This window comes from Mesorhizobium sp. M0074, assembly GCF_040322975.1.
Lineage (GTDB): Bacteria > Pseudomonadota > Alphaproteobacteria > Rhizobiales > Rhizobiaceae > Mesorhizobium.
The window spans coordinates 34,118-48,512 of the sequence record NZ_JAMYUM010000010.1 but is presented as its reverse complement, the minus strand read 5'-3'; the positions used below and the strand labels follow the sequence as shown (position 1 = coordinate 48,512).

The following is a 14,395-nucleotide window of genomic DNA, read 5'->3' as shown; positions in this document are numbered from 1 at the left end:
TGCCCACGTTCCTGCCGGCCGATGCTATTTTGCCGCAAGCTGGGCGACGACCTCCTTGGCCACTGCCTCGCCCGACAATCTGGCGCCGCCGCAGGTCTGCATCAGCGGACCGGCCAAATGCTCGCCGGCGAAGAAGATCTTTTCCGCCACGGGCTGCATCAGCGTGGCGCGCGCTTGCGAGCGGCCGGGCCGCGCCGCCGCATAGGCGCCGCGCACGAACCGCTCAGCGCCCCAATTGGTCATCATTGCGCGTCCGACATGCTTTCGTATGTCGCCGCCAAAAATGCCGCAGAGCCGGTCGACGACGAAGTCGATGCCAGCCGCCTCGCCCGCCGCCGACATCTCCCAAGCGAAATCGCCGCCGACGAAACCGACCATCAAATCAAGGTTGAAGGGAAAGCAGAGGAAGTAGATGTCGTGCCGTGCCAACCGCTCGATCAGCAAATCGTCGAACGGCTCCAGACCGAGCCTTGTACCGGATATTTCGACCGGCAGCTTGGTCAGCATGCCCATCGGCAGGTCGAAGAGGGCGGCGAAATGCGCATCGGGGAGTGCAGGCGAGAACGCAATCTCCTCGAAGGCGAGCACTGCCGGCGAGGCGGTGACGATGACCGCCTTGGCGCAGATGGTACCGCGATCGGTGACGCAGGCTACGCCCGGCCCATCCCAGAGGATCTTGCGCACCGGCGTCGACAGCTCCACCGGCACGTCGGCGCCGAAGCGGGCAACCAGCGTACCGAAGCCTTCCCCGGTGAAATAATTCGGATCGAGATCGGCGGCGGCCTGAAAGTCGCGGATCGATATCTCGTCCTCGTCGGCGCCGAAATCCATCGGCCCCGCGAAGGTTGCGGCGGCGCGCGGCGCGTGTCCCTTGGCGAGCAATGCCGAAAGGCGGTCATCGTCGCCTTCCCTCACCTGATGTGCCGCCACCAGTTCGAACAGCCTTGCGTCGGCCACCTTCATCGCCGCCTCCTCGGCTTCGCTTGCCTTTCGCTCACGGTAATAGAGATGATCGACATTCATGTCGTGGTGATGAAGCGTCCAGGCAGCGGCCTTCGCCTCGGGAAAGTAGGGATTGCGGTCCGCGGCATGCAGCCAGGCGCAGCCGATGTCGAACGGCACGCCGAAATGCTGGTCGCTGGTCCAGGCGCGGCCGCCAATGCGGTTCATCGCTTCCAACAATTTGAAGGAAAAACCGGCAGCGCGCAGGGTCTTGGAAGCCGAAAGCCCGGCTGAACCGGCGCCGATGATCACGACATCAACGTCTTCCATGCTTATTCTGTCCCCGCCACAATAATTACTTGATCGTAGGCAAATTCCCGGGCATCCGCCAGTGTGGTGGATTTGAAGTTCCTGCTGTATTGAGTGCATCGGCGCAGCGCCGGGACAGTGACAAGCAGGTGTTTCGCAGGCAAGTTCGCAATTGGGAACGTGATTCAGGCAACCAGGAGAGCAGCATGGCATTTCTTGCCAAGGGGAAGATGTTTGTAGTGGCCACGGTGGTGGCGGTGCTTGCGCTGGCGACGGGCGCGCAGGCGGCGGCCAGCTGTGGCAAGAGCGGCGCCGGCTTCGAGGCATGGAAACCGGAGTTCGCCGCGGAGGCAAAGGCCGACGGTGTCGGCTCGAAGGGTCTGGCCGCTCTGTCTCGCGCAACCTACGCGACAAAGACGATCTCCGTCGACCGCGCCATCCATAAGGCTTTCAGCGGCTCGGTGGAAGCTTTCATGAAGCGCCGTGGCGCGTCCGCGATCATTGCCAGGGGCCGTGCGCTGAAGAAGGCCAATGCTGCGCTGTTCGACAAGATCGAACGGAATTACGGCGTGTCGCCGGGCGTGTTGCTCGCCATCTGGGGTATGGAGACCGGCTTCGGTTCCGCCATGGGCAACCAGAATACGGTCTCCGCCATTTTAACGCTGGCCTATGACTGTCGCCGTCCGGAGTTCTTCTACCCGCATGCCATTGCGGCCCTGAAGCTGGTTGATCGCGGAGCGTTGAGCGCCGCGTCGGTCGGTGCCGCGCATGGCGAGATTGGCCACACGCAGTTCCTGCCCGGAAATGTTTTGGCATATGGCGTAGGCAACAAAAACCTGCGCGACAAGGCCACTGCGTTGGCTTCTACCGCCAACTTCCTCAAGGGTCATGGTTGGCGACCGGGCGCCAGCGCGCAGGCGAATATCGGCGCAATTGCTGGCTGGAATTCGGCGAGCGTCTATCAACAGGCCATCGCCCGCATGGCCACGGCGATCGATGCCGACTGACAGGATATAAACGCAAAAATGACTGGGCTCGGTTGGAAGCGCGAGGCGAGCATGAAGAGTCTCGCAACAGCGCAGGGCTTGCCTTGCCCTTTGGAACCTAGCTAGGACAGGCGATGATCTCGCTCTCGATCGTTGATTTCGATGCGGACCCCGAGGGGGTGACTGCGATCCTAAGCCTCGAACCGACACGCATAGTCCGCAAGGGCGACCCGATGCGTAACGGGTCCCCGCGCAAGAAGAATGGATGGAGCCTCGATGGTCCGCGGCAAAGGCTCCGGAGTGGGGCCGAGCACGAGAATGCGGTCAACTACCTGATCGAGCAGATGCGAGGTCGGGAGGAGGCCTTCGCACGGCTGCGGCAGGAAGTGCGGCCAAAGCAGATAACTATCTACGGCGGGTTCTATCAGCCCTACGACGTACAGTGCGGCATTTGGCTTGAGCCGTCTGCGATGAGGGTGCTCGCGGATTGCGGTGTTGGCTGGAGCCTCGACCTTTTTGTTGAGGACGAAGCTCACCAACATGGAAGTGAGGTGTGAGCAGGCGTCCTGTCCCGCATTGGGTCGTTTGCCGACTGGCTGGTTCCAAATTTGAGCGGAGTCTGATTCATAGGGGCATGAGCCGATACGATCTGACCGACTTCGAATGGCGCGTCATCGAGCCGCTTTTGCCCAACAAGCCGCGAGGCGTGCCGCGTGTCGATGACCGTCGCGTGCTGAACGGCATCTTCTGGGTGCTGCGATCGAGTGCGCCATGGCGCGATCTGCCCGAGCGCTACGGCCCTCGCACCACTTGCTACAACCGCTTCGTTCGATGTCGGAAAGCAGGTGTCTGGGATCGGCTGATGGACGTCATTACCGAGGCCCATGACGGCACGGTGCAAGTAATGTGTCTACGTCCTAGTTTTCTCGGATCGTTTTCAGCTTTCACGAGATCGGTAGAGCGCCCAGCCCGCTGTTCGGATGTCAGCGCTGGCGGTTACGCGCCGCCAGTGTCCTCAGCCTGAGCGCGTTGAGGCGGATGAAGCCTTCGGCATCCTTCTGGTCGTAGGCGCCGCGGTCGTCCTCGAAGGTGACCAGCGCGTCGGAATAGAGCGTCTTCCTCGACTTGCGGCCGGTGACCATGACGTTGCCCTTGTAGAGCTTCAGCCGCACGGTGCCTTCGACGTCTTCCTGGCTCTTGTCGATCATTGCCTGCAGCATCAGGCGCTCGGGCGCGAACCAGAAGCCGTTGTAGATCAGCTCGGCATAGCGCGGCATGAACTCGTCCTTGAGGTGGGCCGCACCGCGGTCGAGCGTGATCGATTCGATCGCCCGATGGGCGGCGATCAGGATGGTGCCGCCGGGGGTCTCGTAGACGCCGCGCGATTTCATGCCGACGAAACGGTTCTCGACCAGGTCGAGCCTGCCGATGCCGTTGTCGCGGCCGAGATCGTTCAGCGCCGCCAGCATCGTTGCCGGCGACAGCTTCTTGCCATTGAGCGCAACCGGGTCGCCCTTGAGGAATTCGATCTCGATCTCGGTGACCTCATCCGGCGCATCCATCGGCGAGATGGTGCGCTGGTGGACGAATTCCGGCGGCTCGCTCCACGGGTCTTCCAGCACCTTGCCCTCGGACGACGAATGCAGCAGGTTAGCGTCGACCGAGAAAGGCGCATCGCCCTTCTTGTCCTTCGGCACTGGGATCTGGTGCTGCTCGGCGAAGTTGATGAGATCGGTCCGCGACTTGAACGACCAATCGCGCCACGGCGCGATGACCTTGATGTCGGGGTTGAGCGCATAGGCCGACAGCTCGAAACGCACCTGGTCGTTGCCTTTGCCGGTGGCGCCATGGGCGATCGCATCGGCGCCGGTCTCCCTGGCGATCTCGACAAGATGTTTCGAGATCAGTGGCCGGGCGATCGAGGTGCCGAGCAGATATGTGCCTTCATAGACAGCGTTGGCGCGGAACATCGGGAAGACGAAATCGGATACGAACTCCTCGCGGACATCGACGACGCGGATATCCTTGATGCCCATCATCTCGGCCTTGCGCCTGGCCGGCTCCAGTTCGCCACCCTGGCCTAGATCGGCGGTGAAGGTCACGACCTCGGCGCCGAGCTCGGTCTGCAGCCATTTCAGGATGATCGAGGTGTCAAGGCCGCCGGAATAGGCGAGCACGACTTTCTTGGCGGCTTTTGCTTTCGACATGGTGGGCAGTTCCGCGACAGGGGTTCTTCGCGGGCGAGGTATCACGGCGTTTTAGGCCAGCGCAAGGGACGAACGATGCCTGGACCAAATGCCTCATCTCCAAGAGGCTGGCGAGGACACGGCTCTTGCGGTATGGCTGCGCCGTCTTTTGCCGCCACGAGACGAGCCATGTCCTTCATCCCCGACAGTACGACGCTTATCCAGTTCTCCATCGCCACCTTGATCCTGGCGATCACGCCCGGGCCTGACATGACGCTGTTCGTGTCGCGCACGCTGAGCCAGGGCCGTGCCACCGGCTTTGCCTCGATGGCCGGCGCCTTGTGCGGCACGCTGATCCACACCACGCTGGTGGTGGTCGGCGTCTCGGCGCTGATCGTCGCCTCGCCGATGGCGTTCTTCGTGCTGAAGATTTTTGGCGCCGGCTATCTGGTCTTCCTGGCATGGCAGGCGATCACAAAAGGGTCGGCGTTTTCACCGGAGAAGAAGAGCGGGCCGCAGATCTCGCTGTTCCGCAGCTGGGCGGCGGGGCTCGGGGTCAATCTGCTCAACCCGAAGATCATCCTGTTCTTCATGACCTTCCTGCCGCAATTCGTCTCCGCGCATGATCCCGACGCGCCGGGAAAGCTGTTCTTCCTCGGCGCGATGTTCGTCGTGCTGGCGATCCCGGTGACGGCGCCGATGGTGCTGGCGGCGGAAAAATTCTCGGCCGCGATGAAATCCAGCCCGCGTGTGACCCGCGTCGTCGACTATCTGTTTGCCGGAGTTTTTTCGGCCTTCGCGCTCAAGATCCTGACGGCCCAGGCGAAATAGGGCGTCCGATCTGACGCCAGCTTCCGGCCGAGCGCCCGGCGCTCAGCCAGTAGAAAATACCGCCGACCATGCCGCAGCCGATCACCGCCAGCATGACGCTGGTATTGGTAACCTCGAAATTGGCATCGGCCGTCTGGTGGACGAAGCCAAGGAAGACCGCCGAGACCACAGCACCCGCCAGCGCATAGAACAGCCAGTCACGCCGGCCAAGGATCTCGGAGACGAGGATGGCGATGGCGGCCGGCATGAAGGCGAAATAGGCGACGAACAGCGCGACGAAGGGGATTGAAAACCACAGCGACGCCTGCGCCGCCGGTTGCGTCTCGTCCGTTATCAGCCCAAGAGACGCCAGGAACATGATGTTAAGGAAGGCGCTGGCCGCCAGCGAAGCAACGCCGTAGCCGACAAGGATGACGGCGAAGCGGATCAGATAGGCGCCGACGCGATTCACGCCTCGCCATGCCCCGCGATCATCATCGCTTCCAGCGCCAGCCGGTCGACCTTGCGCATGCGCTCGGAGTCCGACTTGAGCTGGCCGCAGGCGGCGAGGATATCGCGGCCGCGCGGCGTGCGGATCGGCGAGGCATAGCCGGCATTGTTGATGTAATCGGCGAATTTCTCGATCGTTTCCCAGTCCGAGCACTGGTAGTTGGTGCCCGGCCACGGATTGAACGGGATCAGATTGATCTTGGCCGGAATGCCCTTGAGCAGCTTGATCAGCGCCTTGGCGTCGTCGATGGAATCGTTGACGTCCTTCAGCATCACATATTCGAAGGTGATCCGCTTGGCGTTCGACAGGCCTGGATAGGCGCGGCAGGCAGCGATCAGATCCTTCAGCGGATACTTCTTGTTGATGGGCACCAAGAGATCGCGCAAATCGTCATTGGTGGCGTGCAGCGAAATCGCCAGCATCACGCCGATCTCCTCGCCGGTGCGGAAGATTTCGGGCACGACGCCGGAGGTCGAGAGCGTGATGCGCCTCTTCGACAGGGAAAGCCCGTCGCCGTCGGATGCGATAAGCAGCGCCTTCTTCACCGCCTCGAAATTGTAGAGCGGCTCGCCCATGCCCATCATGACGATGTTGGATACTTTGCGGCCTTCGGCCGGCACGATGGCGCCGTCCGGCGTATCGCGGTCGGGGAAATCGCCGAGCCGGTCGCGGGCGGTCAAAAGTTGGGCGAGGATTTCCTCGGCGGTCAGGTTGCGCACCAGTTTCTGCGTGCCGGTGTGGCAGAAGGAGCAGGTCAGGGTGCAGCCGACCTGCGAAGAGATGCACAGCGTGCCGCGGCCTTCTTCGGGAATGTAGACGGTCTCGATCTCGACCGGCCGGCCGGCGCCGCGCGGCGGAAAGCGAAACAGCCATTTGCGCGTGCCGTCGGTGGAGATCTGCTCCTCGACGATTTCGGGCCTGGCGACGGTGAAATGCCTGTCGAGCGCCGCGCGCAGATCCTTGGAGATGTTGAACATGCCGGCAAAGTCGGAAACGCCACGCACATAGATCCAATGCCAGAGCTGTTGGGCGCGCATTTTCGCCTGGCGCTCCGGCACGATGCCGGCGGCGACAAGGGCGGCCCCAAGTTCGGCGCGCGTCAAGCCGATCAGCGACGGTTTTTCAGGCGTCGTGCGGGTGCGCAACGCGTCACGCGCGCCTTCGGCGGTAAGATCGAATGAAAGGGTCATTGTTGCGCCAATATAAGCGATTTGCGGCCGAATACAGCATCGTGCCCGAAATGAAGCGCGGCGCATAGCACAGCTTGATGGCGGAGTCATGCCGGGTTCTTCCTTCTCCCTTTGTGGGAGAAGGTGGCCGAGCGAAGCTCGGTCGGATGAGGGGTGTTCCAGCTTGGCGCCGACGGCGTTCCGTCCAACACCCCTCTTCCGTCTCGGCGCTGCGCGCCGATCCACCTTCTCCCACAAGGGGAGAAGGGAAGACTGCGCCTAACCGCCTACTTGCACTTGGCGATCGAGGCCAGCGCCGCCGAGATGCCCTTCAGCGAGAAGACGTAGGTGGTGGTGTTGCCGCGGCCGGACTTGGCCGACACCTTCATGTCGGTGCCGGTCTTCATCGCGGCGATCAGCACCGGCTCCTCGGCGGCGTTCTCGACCCAGGCCGACTTGCCGCGCGTGAACATCGAAAAAGACTTCTTGTCGATGGTGACGGTGGCCTTGGAACCCTCCTGGAAGGTATAGCCGGCGATGAATTGCGGCTCGTAGGACACTTGCTGCCCCGGCCGCTGGCTGACGAAGAAGAACATGTCGCCGTGATCGAGCGTCGGCGGCTGCTTGTCGGTTGGCACCGTCAGGACATAGCAGACCTTGCCGCCGCCCGACGCCTGATAACTGTAGGTGCCCCAGGCATTATGCTGGCCGATCTTGGTTGCCGACTGCGCCAGCGCGGGCGCCGTCAAGGCCACCAGGGCCAGGCTGGAAACTATAGCAATCAATCCGCGCATCGCTTTTCCCGTATTCCACTGGTGCGGCGGCAGGCCGGCTCGGCGTCCTGCCCGTCGCTTCATTTTGATTTAATCTGGGTTACCAAACGGTGAATTTCCCTGAGAAAAGGATGTTCACGCCAGGAAACCGCCGCCGTCTTCGCGCTGCCGCTCGAAAAAGCGGCTGGCGCACTGTCCCTGCCGCGACTTGGAGGCCACGAAAACGGCAAGAGTTTGACTTTTCAAGCAGCTAGGTCCTTGCAGCCATCCTGGCTTTTCTGATGTACGTGACGAATTTCCCTCCAGATGGTACCATGTCTACGTTCGCCTCCACGACGTTCGGCCAGGGCGCCCTTCTTGGCGGCTACGGGAGATTTGGCCATGGCCGTTTCCGAGACAGTCCTGATCCTGGCGGGCGGCACAGCCGTCCTGGCGATTGTGTTCGGCATTCGTGTCGCCATGCGGCGGGCGGCCGGTGGCGCGGTGCGCCGGTCGGATGCCGGGGAGACGGCGGGCGGATCGGGCGCGCCCGACGTGGCCGGGGTCATTGCGCTGCCACCTTTGATCTTCCTCGGCTTCCTGGTGGCGGCAACCGTGCTCGAGGTGCTCGTGCCGCTCCCGGTCATGGCCGGGCAGGCGCTCGCCCGCTATCTGACCGGCGCCGTGCTCGCGGTGTGCGGCTTCGTGTTCATCTTTATGGCAGCGGGCCGCTTTCAGGCCGCTGGAACCAACATACCACCGACCTTGCCGACGACGGCGCTGGTCGTCGACGGTATCTATCGGCGCACCAGGAATCCGTTCTATCTGGGAACGACCCTCATCTATTTGGGCCTCGGCGTCGCGGCCGGAAGTCTTTGGGCTATTGCGCTCGTCGTCCCGCTGCTGTGGGTGATCAATACCGGCGTAATCGCGCCGGAAGAGCGCTATCTCGAGCGGAAGTTCGGAGATGCCTATCGCGCCTACAAGGCGCGGGTGCGGCGGTGGGTTTGACGGCCGGAAAGTCGGTTCTCACGCGATTTTTTGCGCCGTACCGGCTCAGCTCTTGTCGGCGATGGCCTGCCTGGCGGCGAGCCGGTGCGCCGGCGTGATGTGGGCGCTGACGGCGGTAATCGCGGCGGTCAGCACGGCGATGTCGTCGGTGAAGCCTAGCCCAAGGATGAAATCGGGGATGACGTCTGTCGGCAGCACGAAATAGCCGAGCGCAGCCAGCAAGGTGCCCTTGGCGCGCAGCGGCGTCTTCTTGTCCATGGCACAGTAATAGGCGGCGACCACCTCTTCCATGAACGGGATCTGCCGGGCGGCCTTCTTCGCCGTACGCCAGAACTTTTCGCGCACTTCGCTCTCGTTGCCCGGCTTGCTGCCGAGGCCAAAGAAATCAAAACCGGATTTTTGCGCCATCAACCTCTCCTTGCGGCCGTCGCGTGACTTCACGCGTGACCGCGAGGCAAAATGTGGTGAAAGCCGAACCTCGCTGCAAGGTGCAGATAGGCTCAGCCGCCGAAATAGCGGTTCATTTTCCTGGCCAGATCGAAATCCAGCGCGGTCAGGCCGCCGGCGTCGTGCGTGTTGAGGGTCACGTTTACCGTCTTATAGACGTTCGACCAGTCGGGATGGTGGTCCATCTTCTCCGCGGCCAGGGCAACGCGGGTCATGAAGGCAAAGGCTTCGGAGAAATTCTTGAAGGTGAAGCTGCGGGTGATCGAGCCACCATCCTTGGCCAGCGACCAGCCGTCGAGGCCGGCAAGTTCGGCGCGGATCGCCTCTTTTGCTAGTTTCTCCCTGGCCATGTCCGTCTACCGCATGATCCGCGAAGCGTCGGCGGCGCCGACCAAACGGCTGGCGACGCGGTTGTCAGCACCTGAAAGCGGCCAGGCTTCCTCGACGACATAAGGCCCGCCGCCGACCGAATCGCGTGACGACATCAGCACGAAGCGGCCGATCCGGAACGGCAGCGTCGAAAAATTGCCGCGCGCCGACAGATACTGGGCGACGTCGAGCGGGCTCGAATTGCGCAGGCGGGCCAGCGTCACATGCGGCGTGAACTTGCGCGGGTCGGCCGGGATGCCGAGCCGCTGGCAGATGCGATCGATCTCGGCCTGCAATGCGGAAAGATCGGGCGAAGCGGCGACCCCGGCCCACACCGCATGCGGCTTCTTCTGGCCGAAGGCGCCGACGCCGGACAGCGTCAGCGGGAAGGACGGGCGGTGAACACGGTCGAGCGCATTGGCGATGTCGTCGGCGACATGGCCCTCGACATCGCCGATGAAGCGCAGCGTCAGATGATAGTTTTCGACGTCGATCCAGCGGGCTCCGGGCAGGCCGCCCCTGAGCAGGGACAGCGAAAGAGCGGCATCACGCGGTATCTCGAGGGCGGTAAAAAGACGCGGCATGGCAAGCCTCCTGTCCTCGAATCGAACTCTTGCCCCTAGCGAATCATCGATATTCAAACGGGGCAAGGGGTTTGTTGGTCGCAGGCCTGCCTAAAAGCTTCCCCTGCGGAAGGTGTTGCGACGGCGAACCCTCGCCTTCAGGAATTGCCCCGGACCGCTTCAATGGTCTTCTCCACACTGGGCAGGATACCCTCGACGATGCGGTCGACGCCTCGGGCGTTTGGATGAAGGCCGTCCTCGAGTTGCAGGACGGATTGACCGGCGATGCCCTCGAGAAAGAAAGGATAGAGCGGCACGCCATATTTTTCAGCCAGTCTCGGAAAGGTCGCGTCGAAGGCGTTCTGGTAGTCGGCGCCGAGATTGGGCGCCGCGCGCATTCCGGCAAGCAAAACGGCGATCTTGCGCTGCTTCAGTTTTGCCAGCATGGCGTCCAGGTTCCTTTCCGCTATGGCGGGCGAAACGCCGCGCAGCATGTCATTGGCGCCGAGCTCCAGGATGACCAGCTGCGTGCCGTCCGGCACCGACCAGTCGAGCCGCGACAGGCCGCCGCTCGTCGTATCGCCGGAGACGCCGGCGTTGGCGACCGTGACATCGTAGCCCTTGGCGCGCAGCGCCGCCTGCAGCTTCTCGGTGAAGCCCTGACCTGGCCCGAGGCCATAACCCGCCATCAAGCTGTCGCCGAAACCGACAATGGTGAACGGTTCGGCGCGCGCCGACGAAATGGCGCCGCAAATGGCGAGGAAAAGGGCGAAGGCTGCGGCAAAGGTGTGTTTGAAAGCCATGCGGCAGGCCCCATATGACCAGGAACATCTGTTGGCGAAGGCAGGTTTTCGTCTTTGTCGAGCATCGGATGCACTAGCCTTCATCCCCCATATAGGACGATTTGATTTTGGAAGAAGCCGTCATTTCGCTGAAAGACGTATCGCTGACGCTCGGCGAAGGTGCATCCTCGGTCCATGTGCTGAAGGGCGTCAGCCTCGATGTGGCGGGCGGCGAAGCGACCGGCATCGTTGGACCTTCAGGTTCGGGAAAGTCGACATTGCTGATGGTTTTGGCCGGGCTTGAAAGGGTCGATTCGGGCACGGTCCGAATTGCCGGCGAGCTGCTCAACGGCAAAAGCGAAGATCAGATCGCATCGTTTCGGGGACGAAACATCGGCATCGTGTTCCAGTCTTTCCATCTCATCCCCAATATGACGGCGCTGGAAAACGTTGCCGTCCCGCTGGAGCTTGCCGGCCATGTCGATCCGTTCGGCGTAGCGGCACGCGAGCTGGCGGCGGTCGGTCTCAGCGATCGCGTCACCCATTACCCCGGCGAATTGTCTGGCGGCGAGCAACAGCGCGTGGCGATCGCCCGGGCACTGGCGCCGTCGCCGCGCATCCTGATCGCCGACGAGCCGACCGGCAATCTCGACCAGGCAACGGGGCGGCACGTCGCCGACCTGCTGTTTGCCAAGGCGGCCGAACGCGGCATGACGCTGGTGCTGGTCACGCATGACCCGCTACTCGCGGCGCGCTGCTCGCGCCAGGTGTCGATGCGGTCGGGGCTGATCGAAGACGCGCCTAAGCCGGCCACCAGGGCTGGCAAGGTGACCGCCTGATGCCGCTGGCGCAAACGCTGAGGCTCGCCTTTCGGTTTTCGCTGCGAGAAATGCGTGGCGGGCTGTCCGGCTTCCTGATCTTCCTTGCCTGCATCGCGCTCGGCGTCGCTGCGATCGGCGGCGTCAATTCGGTGGCGCAGGCTATTTCCGCCGGTGTTGCCGACCAGGGCCAGACGCTGCTCGGCGGTGATCTCCGCTTCCAGCTCAACCAACGCGATCCGACCAGAGCCGAACGCAGCTTCCTCGACCGGCTTGGCACGGTTTCGCACAGCGCCAATATGCGCTCGATGGCGAGGCTCGAGGACGGCTCCGACCAGGCGCTGGTCGAGGCCAAGGCGGTCGACGGCGCCTATCCGCTCTATGGTGCGCTGGAGACCGAGCCGGTGCTGTCGCGAGAGGATCTGTTCGGCGAAAAATCCGGCGTCTTCGGCGCCGCCGCCCCGGACCTCTTGTTCGAGCGGCTGAACCTTGGCATCGGTGACCGGCTAAAGCTCGGCAGCGCGACGTTCGAGCTGCGCGCCAGGCTGGTCAACGAGCCGGATGCAGTGTCGGATGGCTTCGGTTTTGCGCCGCGGCTGATGGTGTCGACCGACGGGCTTGCCGCTTCCGGCCTGATCCAGCCGGGCAGCCTGGTCGAGAACGCCTATAAGGTCCGCCTGCCCGGCGGCACCACTGAGGCACAGATCAAGGCGATCCAGGAGCAGGCGGCAAACCAGTTCCCGCAGGCCGGCTGGTCGATCCGCACCCGCAGCAACGCAGCGCCGGCGCTGTCCTCGAATATCGAGCGGTTTTCGCAATTCCTGACGCTGGTTGGGTTGACGGCGCTGGTGGTCGGCGGCGTCGGCGTGGCCAATGCCGTGCGTGCCTATCTCGACGGCAAGCGCGGCGTCATCGCCACCTTCAAGAGCCTGGGGGCTTCGGGCGGGTTCGTCTTTGCCGTCTATCTGGTGCAGATCCTGATGATCGCCGCCCTCGGCATCACGCTAGGCCTTGTACTTGGCGCGCTGATGCCGTTCGCGGCCAGCGCGGCACTCCAATCGGTCATTCCAGTGCCGGCGGAAGGTGGGTTCTATCCCGGCGCCCTCGGCATGGCAGCGCTGTTCGGGCTGCTGGTGACGCTGGCTTTCGCCTTGCTGCCGCTCGGCCGCGCCCGCGACGTGCCGGCAACGGCGCTGTTTCGCGAAATGGGTTTCGAGGGCCGCGGTTTTCCCCGCCCGCTCTATATCGCCGCGGCATTGGGCATCGCGCTGCTGCTCGCGGTACTGGCGATCCTGTTTTCCGGCGACCGCCGTATTGCCTCGATCTTCGTTGGCGCCACGATCTTTTCGTTCCTGGTGCTGCGTGTGGTCGGCTCGCTGGTGCAGTGGGCGGCGAAGAAAGGCCCGCGCGTGCGCTCGACCGCGCTCAGGCTCGCCATCGGCAACATCCATCGGCCTGGCGCCTTGACGCCGTCCGTGGTGCTGTCGTTGGGACTCGGGCTGACGCTGCTGGTGACGCTGGCGCTGATCGACGGCAATCTGAGGCGGCAGATCTCGGGCAGCCTGCCGGAAAGGGCACCGAACTTCTTCTACGTCGATATCCAGAGCGGTGACGTCGATGCCTTCTCCGCGCTGGTCGGCAAAGAGGCACCGCAAGGCAAGCTGATCAAGGTGCCGATGCTGCGCGGCCGGGTGATGGCGCTCAACGGCGTCGATGTCGACAAGGTCAAGGTTCCGGCCGAAGGCGCCTGGGTACTGCGCGGCGATCGCGGCCTGACCTATGACGCAAAGCTGCCGGAGAATGCGACGCTGACCGAGGGCAGCTGGTGGCCGGAGAACTATGCCGGCGAGCCGCTGGTCTCGTTTTCCGCCGAGGAAGGCAAAGAGATCGGGCTGAAGCTCGGCGACACCATCACCGTCAACGTGCTCGGCCGCAACATCACGGCCAAGATCGCCAATTTCCGCCAGGTCGAATGGGAAACCATGGGCATCAATTTCGTCATGGTGTTCTCGCCCAACACATTCGCTGGTGCGCCGCATGGCTGGTTGGCGACGCTGACCGAGACGAATGCGTCGGCAGCCGACGATGCGCATCTTCTCAACGCCGTCACGCGTGCCTTTCCCGCGGTGACGACGGTCAGGGTCAAGGACGCGCTCGAAATCGTCAACCGGCTGGTGGCGCAGCTCGGCACAGCAATCAGGGCAGCAGCGGGCGTGGCGTTGATCGCCTCGGTGCTGGTGCTGGCCGGGGCGCTCGCCGCCGGCAACCGGGCTCGCATTCACGACGCGGTGGTGCTGAAGACCCTGGGTGCGACCAGGAAAACGCTGATCGCCGCGTTTTCGCTGGAATACATGCTGATCGGCCTTGCCACTGCGATCTTCGCGCTGGCGGCGGGCGGTGTGGCGGCGTGGTTCGTCGTCGCGCGCATCATGACGCTGCCATCGCACTTCATGCCCGAAGTGGCGGTGGCGACCATCGGCTTTTCGCTGGTGGTCACGGTCGGCATCGGCCTTGCCGGCACGTGGCGGGTGTTGGGCCACAAGGCGGCGCCGGTGCTGCGGAATCTTTGAGCCAGAGCCGTTTTTGATTAAATCTCGGTAATGTTCCGGGCGGGAAGGCCAATAAAACCGTATCTCTGGCACTTCACGGAGCATTACGCTTGGTTACGGTCTTGTCCTTTACGCCAAGAACCATCATATTTCGGCGCAGGCATGCTGGAGCCCCGCCAGCGGCGCCTGGG

15 protein-coding genes and 1 pseudogene are annotated in these 14,395 nt (G+C 63.3%); 7 read left to right on the top strand and 9 right to left on the bottom strand.

Going from position 1 to position 14,395, the window contains the following annotated elements; translation table 11 throughout:
* Positions 1-24 precede the first annotated feature (24 nt).
* On the bottom strand, positions 25-1,272 hold the full coding sequence (locus tag NKJ73_RS15440; protein WP_352570037.1) for a flavin monoamine oxidase family protein: 1,248 nt from the start codon (positions 1,270-1,272) through the stop codon (positions 25-27).
* 185 nt (positions 1,273-1,457) lie between these two features.
* Between NKJ73_RS15440 and NKJ73_RS15435 the strand changes: the two genes are divergently transcribed.
* The 3 genes and pseudogenes from NKJ73_RS15435 to NKJ73_RS15425 all read left to right on the top strand — a co-directional run.
* Positions 1,458-2,258, top strand: a complete 801-nt coding sequence (locus NKJ73_RS15435) for a lytic murein transglycosylase (RefSeq protein WP_352570208.1) — start codon at positions 1,458-1,460, stop codon at positions 2,256-2,258.
* Positions 2,259-2,371: 113 nt separating this feature from the next.
* Positions 2,372-2,794: a DUF4279 domain-containing protein gene (locus NKJ73_RS15430; RefSeq protein ID WP_352570036.1), complete on the top strand. Its 423-nt coding sequence runs from the start codon at positions 2,372-2,374 to the stop codon at positions 2,792-2,794.
* A gap of 77 nt (positions 2,795-2,871) precedes the next feature.
* Positions 2,872-3,144 (top strand): annotated as a pseudogene (locus tag NKJ73_RS15425) (transposase); the annotation flags it as partial.
* 76 nt (positions 3,145-3,220) lie between these two features.
* On the opposite strand, the gene NKJ73_RS15420 reads toward NKJ73_RS15425, so the two are convergent.
* Positions 3,221-4,444, bottom strand: a complete 1,224-nt coding sequence (locus tag NKJ73_RS15420; protein ID WP_352570035.1) for an argininosuccinate synthase — start codon at positions 4,442-4,444, stop codon at positions 3,221-3,223.
* Between the two features lie 168 nt (positions 4,445-4,612).
* On the opposite strand from NKJ73_RS15420, the gene NKJ73_RS15415 reads away from it, so the two are divergent.
* A complete protein-coding gene (locus NKJ73_RS15415; RefSeq protein ID WP_352570033.1) occupies positions 4,613-5,254 on the top strand; it encodes a LysE family translocator in 642 nt (213 codons plus the stop codon).
* On the opposite strand, the gene NKJ73_RS15410 is transcribed toward NKJ73_RS15415, so the two are convergent.
* The 3 genes from NKJ73_RS15410 to NKJ73_RS15400 form a co-directional block, all read right to left on the bottom strand.
* Positions 5,226-5,705 carry a hypothetical protein gene (locus tag NKJ73_RS15410; RefSeq protein ID WP_023679832.1) on the bottom strand — a complete coding sequence of 160 codons (480 nt, stop codon included), beginning with the start codon at positions 5,703-5,705 and terminating at the stop codon, positions 5,226-5,228. The two genes, NKJ73_RS15415 and NKJ73_RS15410, sit on opposite strands and share 29 nt — an antisense overlap.
* Positions 5,702-6,934 carry a dual-specificity RNA methyltransferase RlmN gene (gene rlmN / locus NKJ73_RS15405; RefSeq protein WP_023679831.1) on the bottom strand — a complete coding sequence of 411 codons (1,233 nt, stop codon included), beginning with the start codon at positions 6,932-6,934 and terminating at the stop codon, positions 5,702-5,704. The genes NKJ73_RS15410 and rlmN overlap by 4 nt, the downstream gene beginning before the upstream one ends.
* A 266-nt stretch (positions 6,935-7,200) precedes the next feature.
* On the bottom strand, positions 7,201-7,707 hold the full coding sequence (locus tag NKJ73_RS15400; RefSeq protein ID WP_023721899.1) for an invasion associated locus B family protein: 507 nt from the start codon (positions 7,705-7,707) through the stop codon (positions 7,201-7,203).
* 360 nt (positions 7,708-8,067) lie between these two features.
* On the opposite strand from NKJ73_RS15400, the gene NKJ73_RS15395 reads away from it, so the two are divergent.
* Entirely contained in the window at positions 8,068-8,676 is a 609-nt protein-coding gene (locus NKJ73_RS15395) for a methyltransferase family protein (RefSeq protein WP_352570032.1), read from the top strand.
* A 45-nt stretch (positions 8,677-8,721) separates the two neighbouring features.
* On the opposite strand, the gene NKJ73_RS15390 is transcribed toward NKJ73_RS15395, so the two are convergent.
* From NKJ73_RS15390 to NKJ73_RS15375, 4 genes are all read right to left on the bottom strand, one after another.
* Positions 8,722-9,084 (bottom strand): YkvA family protein, encoded by a 363-nt coding sequence (locus NKJ73_RS15390; RefSeq protein ID WP_031212728.1) that lies wholly within the window; start codon positions 9,082-9,084, stop codon positions 8,722-8,724.
* Between the two features lie 92 nt (positions 9,085-9,176).
* Positions 9,177-9,473 carry a 4a-hydroxytetrahydrobiopterin dehydratase gene (locus NKJ73_RS15385; RefSeq protein ID WP_023679826.1) on the bottom strand — a complete coding sequence of 99 codons (297 nt, stop codon included), beginning with the start codon at positions 9,471-9,473 and terminating at the stop codon, positions 9,177-9,179.
* Between the two features lie 6 nt (positions 9,474-9,479).
* The gene (gene thpR, locus NKJ73_RS15380) at positions 9,480-10,076 is read right to left on the bottom strand and encodes an RNA 2',3'-cyclic phosphodiesterase (protein WP_023679825.1); all 597 of its coding nucleotides are present in this window, start codon (positions 10,074-10,076) and stop codon (positions 9,480-9,482) included.
* A 137-nt stretch (positions 10,077-10,213) separates the two neighbouring features.
* Positions 10,214-10,858: an arylesterase gene (locus NKJ73_RS15375; RefSeq protein WP_023679824.1), complete on the bottom strand. Its 645-nt coding sequence runs from the start codon at positions 10,856-10,858 to the stop codon at positions 10,214-10,216.
* Between the two features lie 107 nt (positions 10,859-10,965).
* On the opposite strand from NKJ73_RS15375, the gene NKJ73_RS15370 reads away from it, so the two are divergent.
* Together NKJ73_RS15370 and NKJ73_RS15365 are read left to right on the top strand one after the other, a co-directional pair.
* A complete protein-coding gene (locus NKJ73_RS15370; protein WP_031212726.1) occupies positions 10,966-11,676 on the top strand; it encodes an ABC transporter ATP-binding protein in 711 nt (236 codons plus the stop codon).
* A complete protein-coding gene (locus NKJ73_RS15365) occupies positions 11,676-14,225 on the top strand; it encodes an ABC transporter permease (protein WP_352570030.1) in 2,550 nt (849 codons plus the stop codon). The genes NKJ73_RS15370 and NKJ73_RS15365 overlap by 1 nt, the downstream gene beginning before the upstream one ends.
* Positions 14,226-14,395: the final 170 nt, after the last annotated feature.

Bases quoted from the DNA above. Each gene is read 5' to 3' on its own strand.
- NKJ73_RS15375 (WP_023679824.1), bottom strand. From the start codon at position 10,858: ATGGCTTTCAAACACACCTTTGCCGCAGCCTTCGCCCTTTTCCTCGCC.
- NKJ73_RS15430 (WP_352570036.1), top strand. From the start codon at position 2,372: ATGATCTCGCTCTCGATCGTTGATTTCGATGCGGACCCCGAGGGGGTG.
- NKJ73_RS15365 (WP_352570030.1), top strand. From the start codon at position 11,676: ATGCCGCTGGCGCAAACGCTGAGGCTCGCCTTTCGGTTTTCGCTGCGA.
- NKJ73_RS15440 (WP_352570037.1), bottom strand. From the start codon at position 1,272: ATGGAAGACGTTGATGTCGTGATCATCGGCGCCGGTTCAGCCGGGCTT.
- thpR (WP_023679825.1), bottom strand. From the start codon at position 10,076: ATGCCGCGTCTTTTTACCGCCCTCGAGATACCGCGTGATGCCGCTCTT.
- rlmN (WP_023679831.1), bottom strand. From the start codon at position 6,934: ATGACCCTTTCATTCGATCTTACCGCCGAAGGCGCGCGTGACGCGTTG.
- NKJ73_RS15395 (WP_352570032.1), top strand. From the start codon at position 8,068: ATGGCCGTTTCCGAGACAGTCCTGATCCTGGCGGGCGGCACAGCCGTC.
- NKJ73_RS15390 (WP_031212728.1), bottom strand. From the start codon at position 9,084: ATGGCGCAAAAATCCGGTTTTGATTTCTTTGGCCTCGGCAGCAAGCCG.
- NKJ73_RS15415 (WP_352570033.1), top strand. From the start codon at position 4,613: ATGTCCTTCATCCCCGACAGTACGACGCTTATCCAGTTCTCCATCGCC.
- NKJ73_RS15385 (WP_023679826.1), bottom strand. From the start codon at position 9,473: ATGGCCAGGGAGAAACTAGCAAAAGAGGCGATCCGCGCCGAACTTGCC.
- NKJ73_RS15435 (WP_352570208.1), top strand. From the start codon at position 1,458: ATGGCATTTCTTGCCAAGGGGAAGATGTTTGTAGTGGCCACGGTGGTG.
- NKJ73_RS15400 (WP_023721899.1), bottom strand. From the start codon at position 7,707: ATGCGCGGATTGATTGCTATAGTTTCCAGCCTGGCCCTGGTGGCCTTG.
- NKJ73_RS15420 (WP_352570035.1), bottom strand. From the start codon at position 4,444: ATGTCGAAAGCAAAAGCCGCCAAGAAAGTCGTGCTCGCCTATTCCGGC.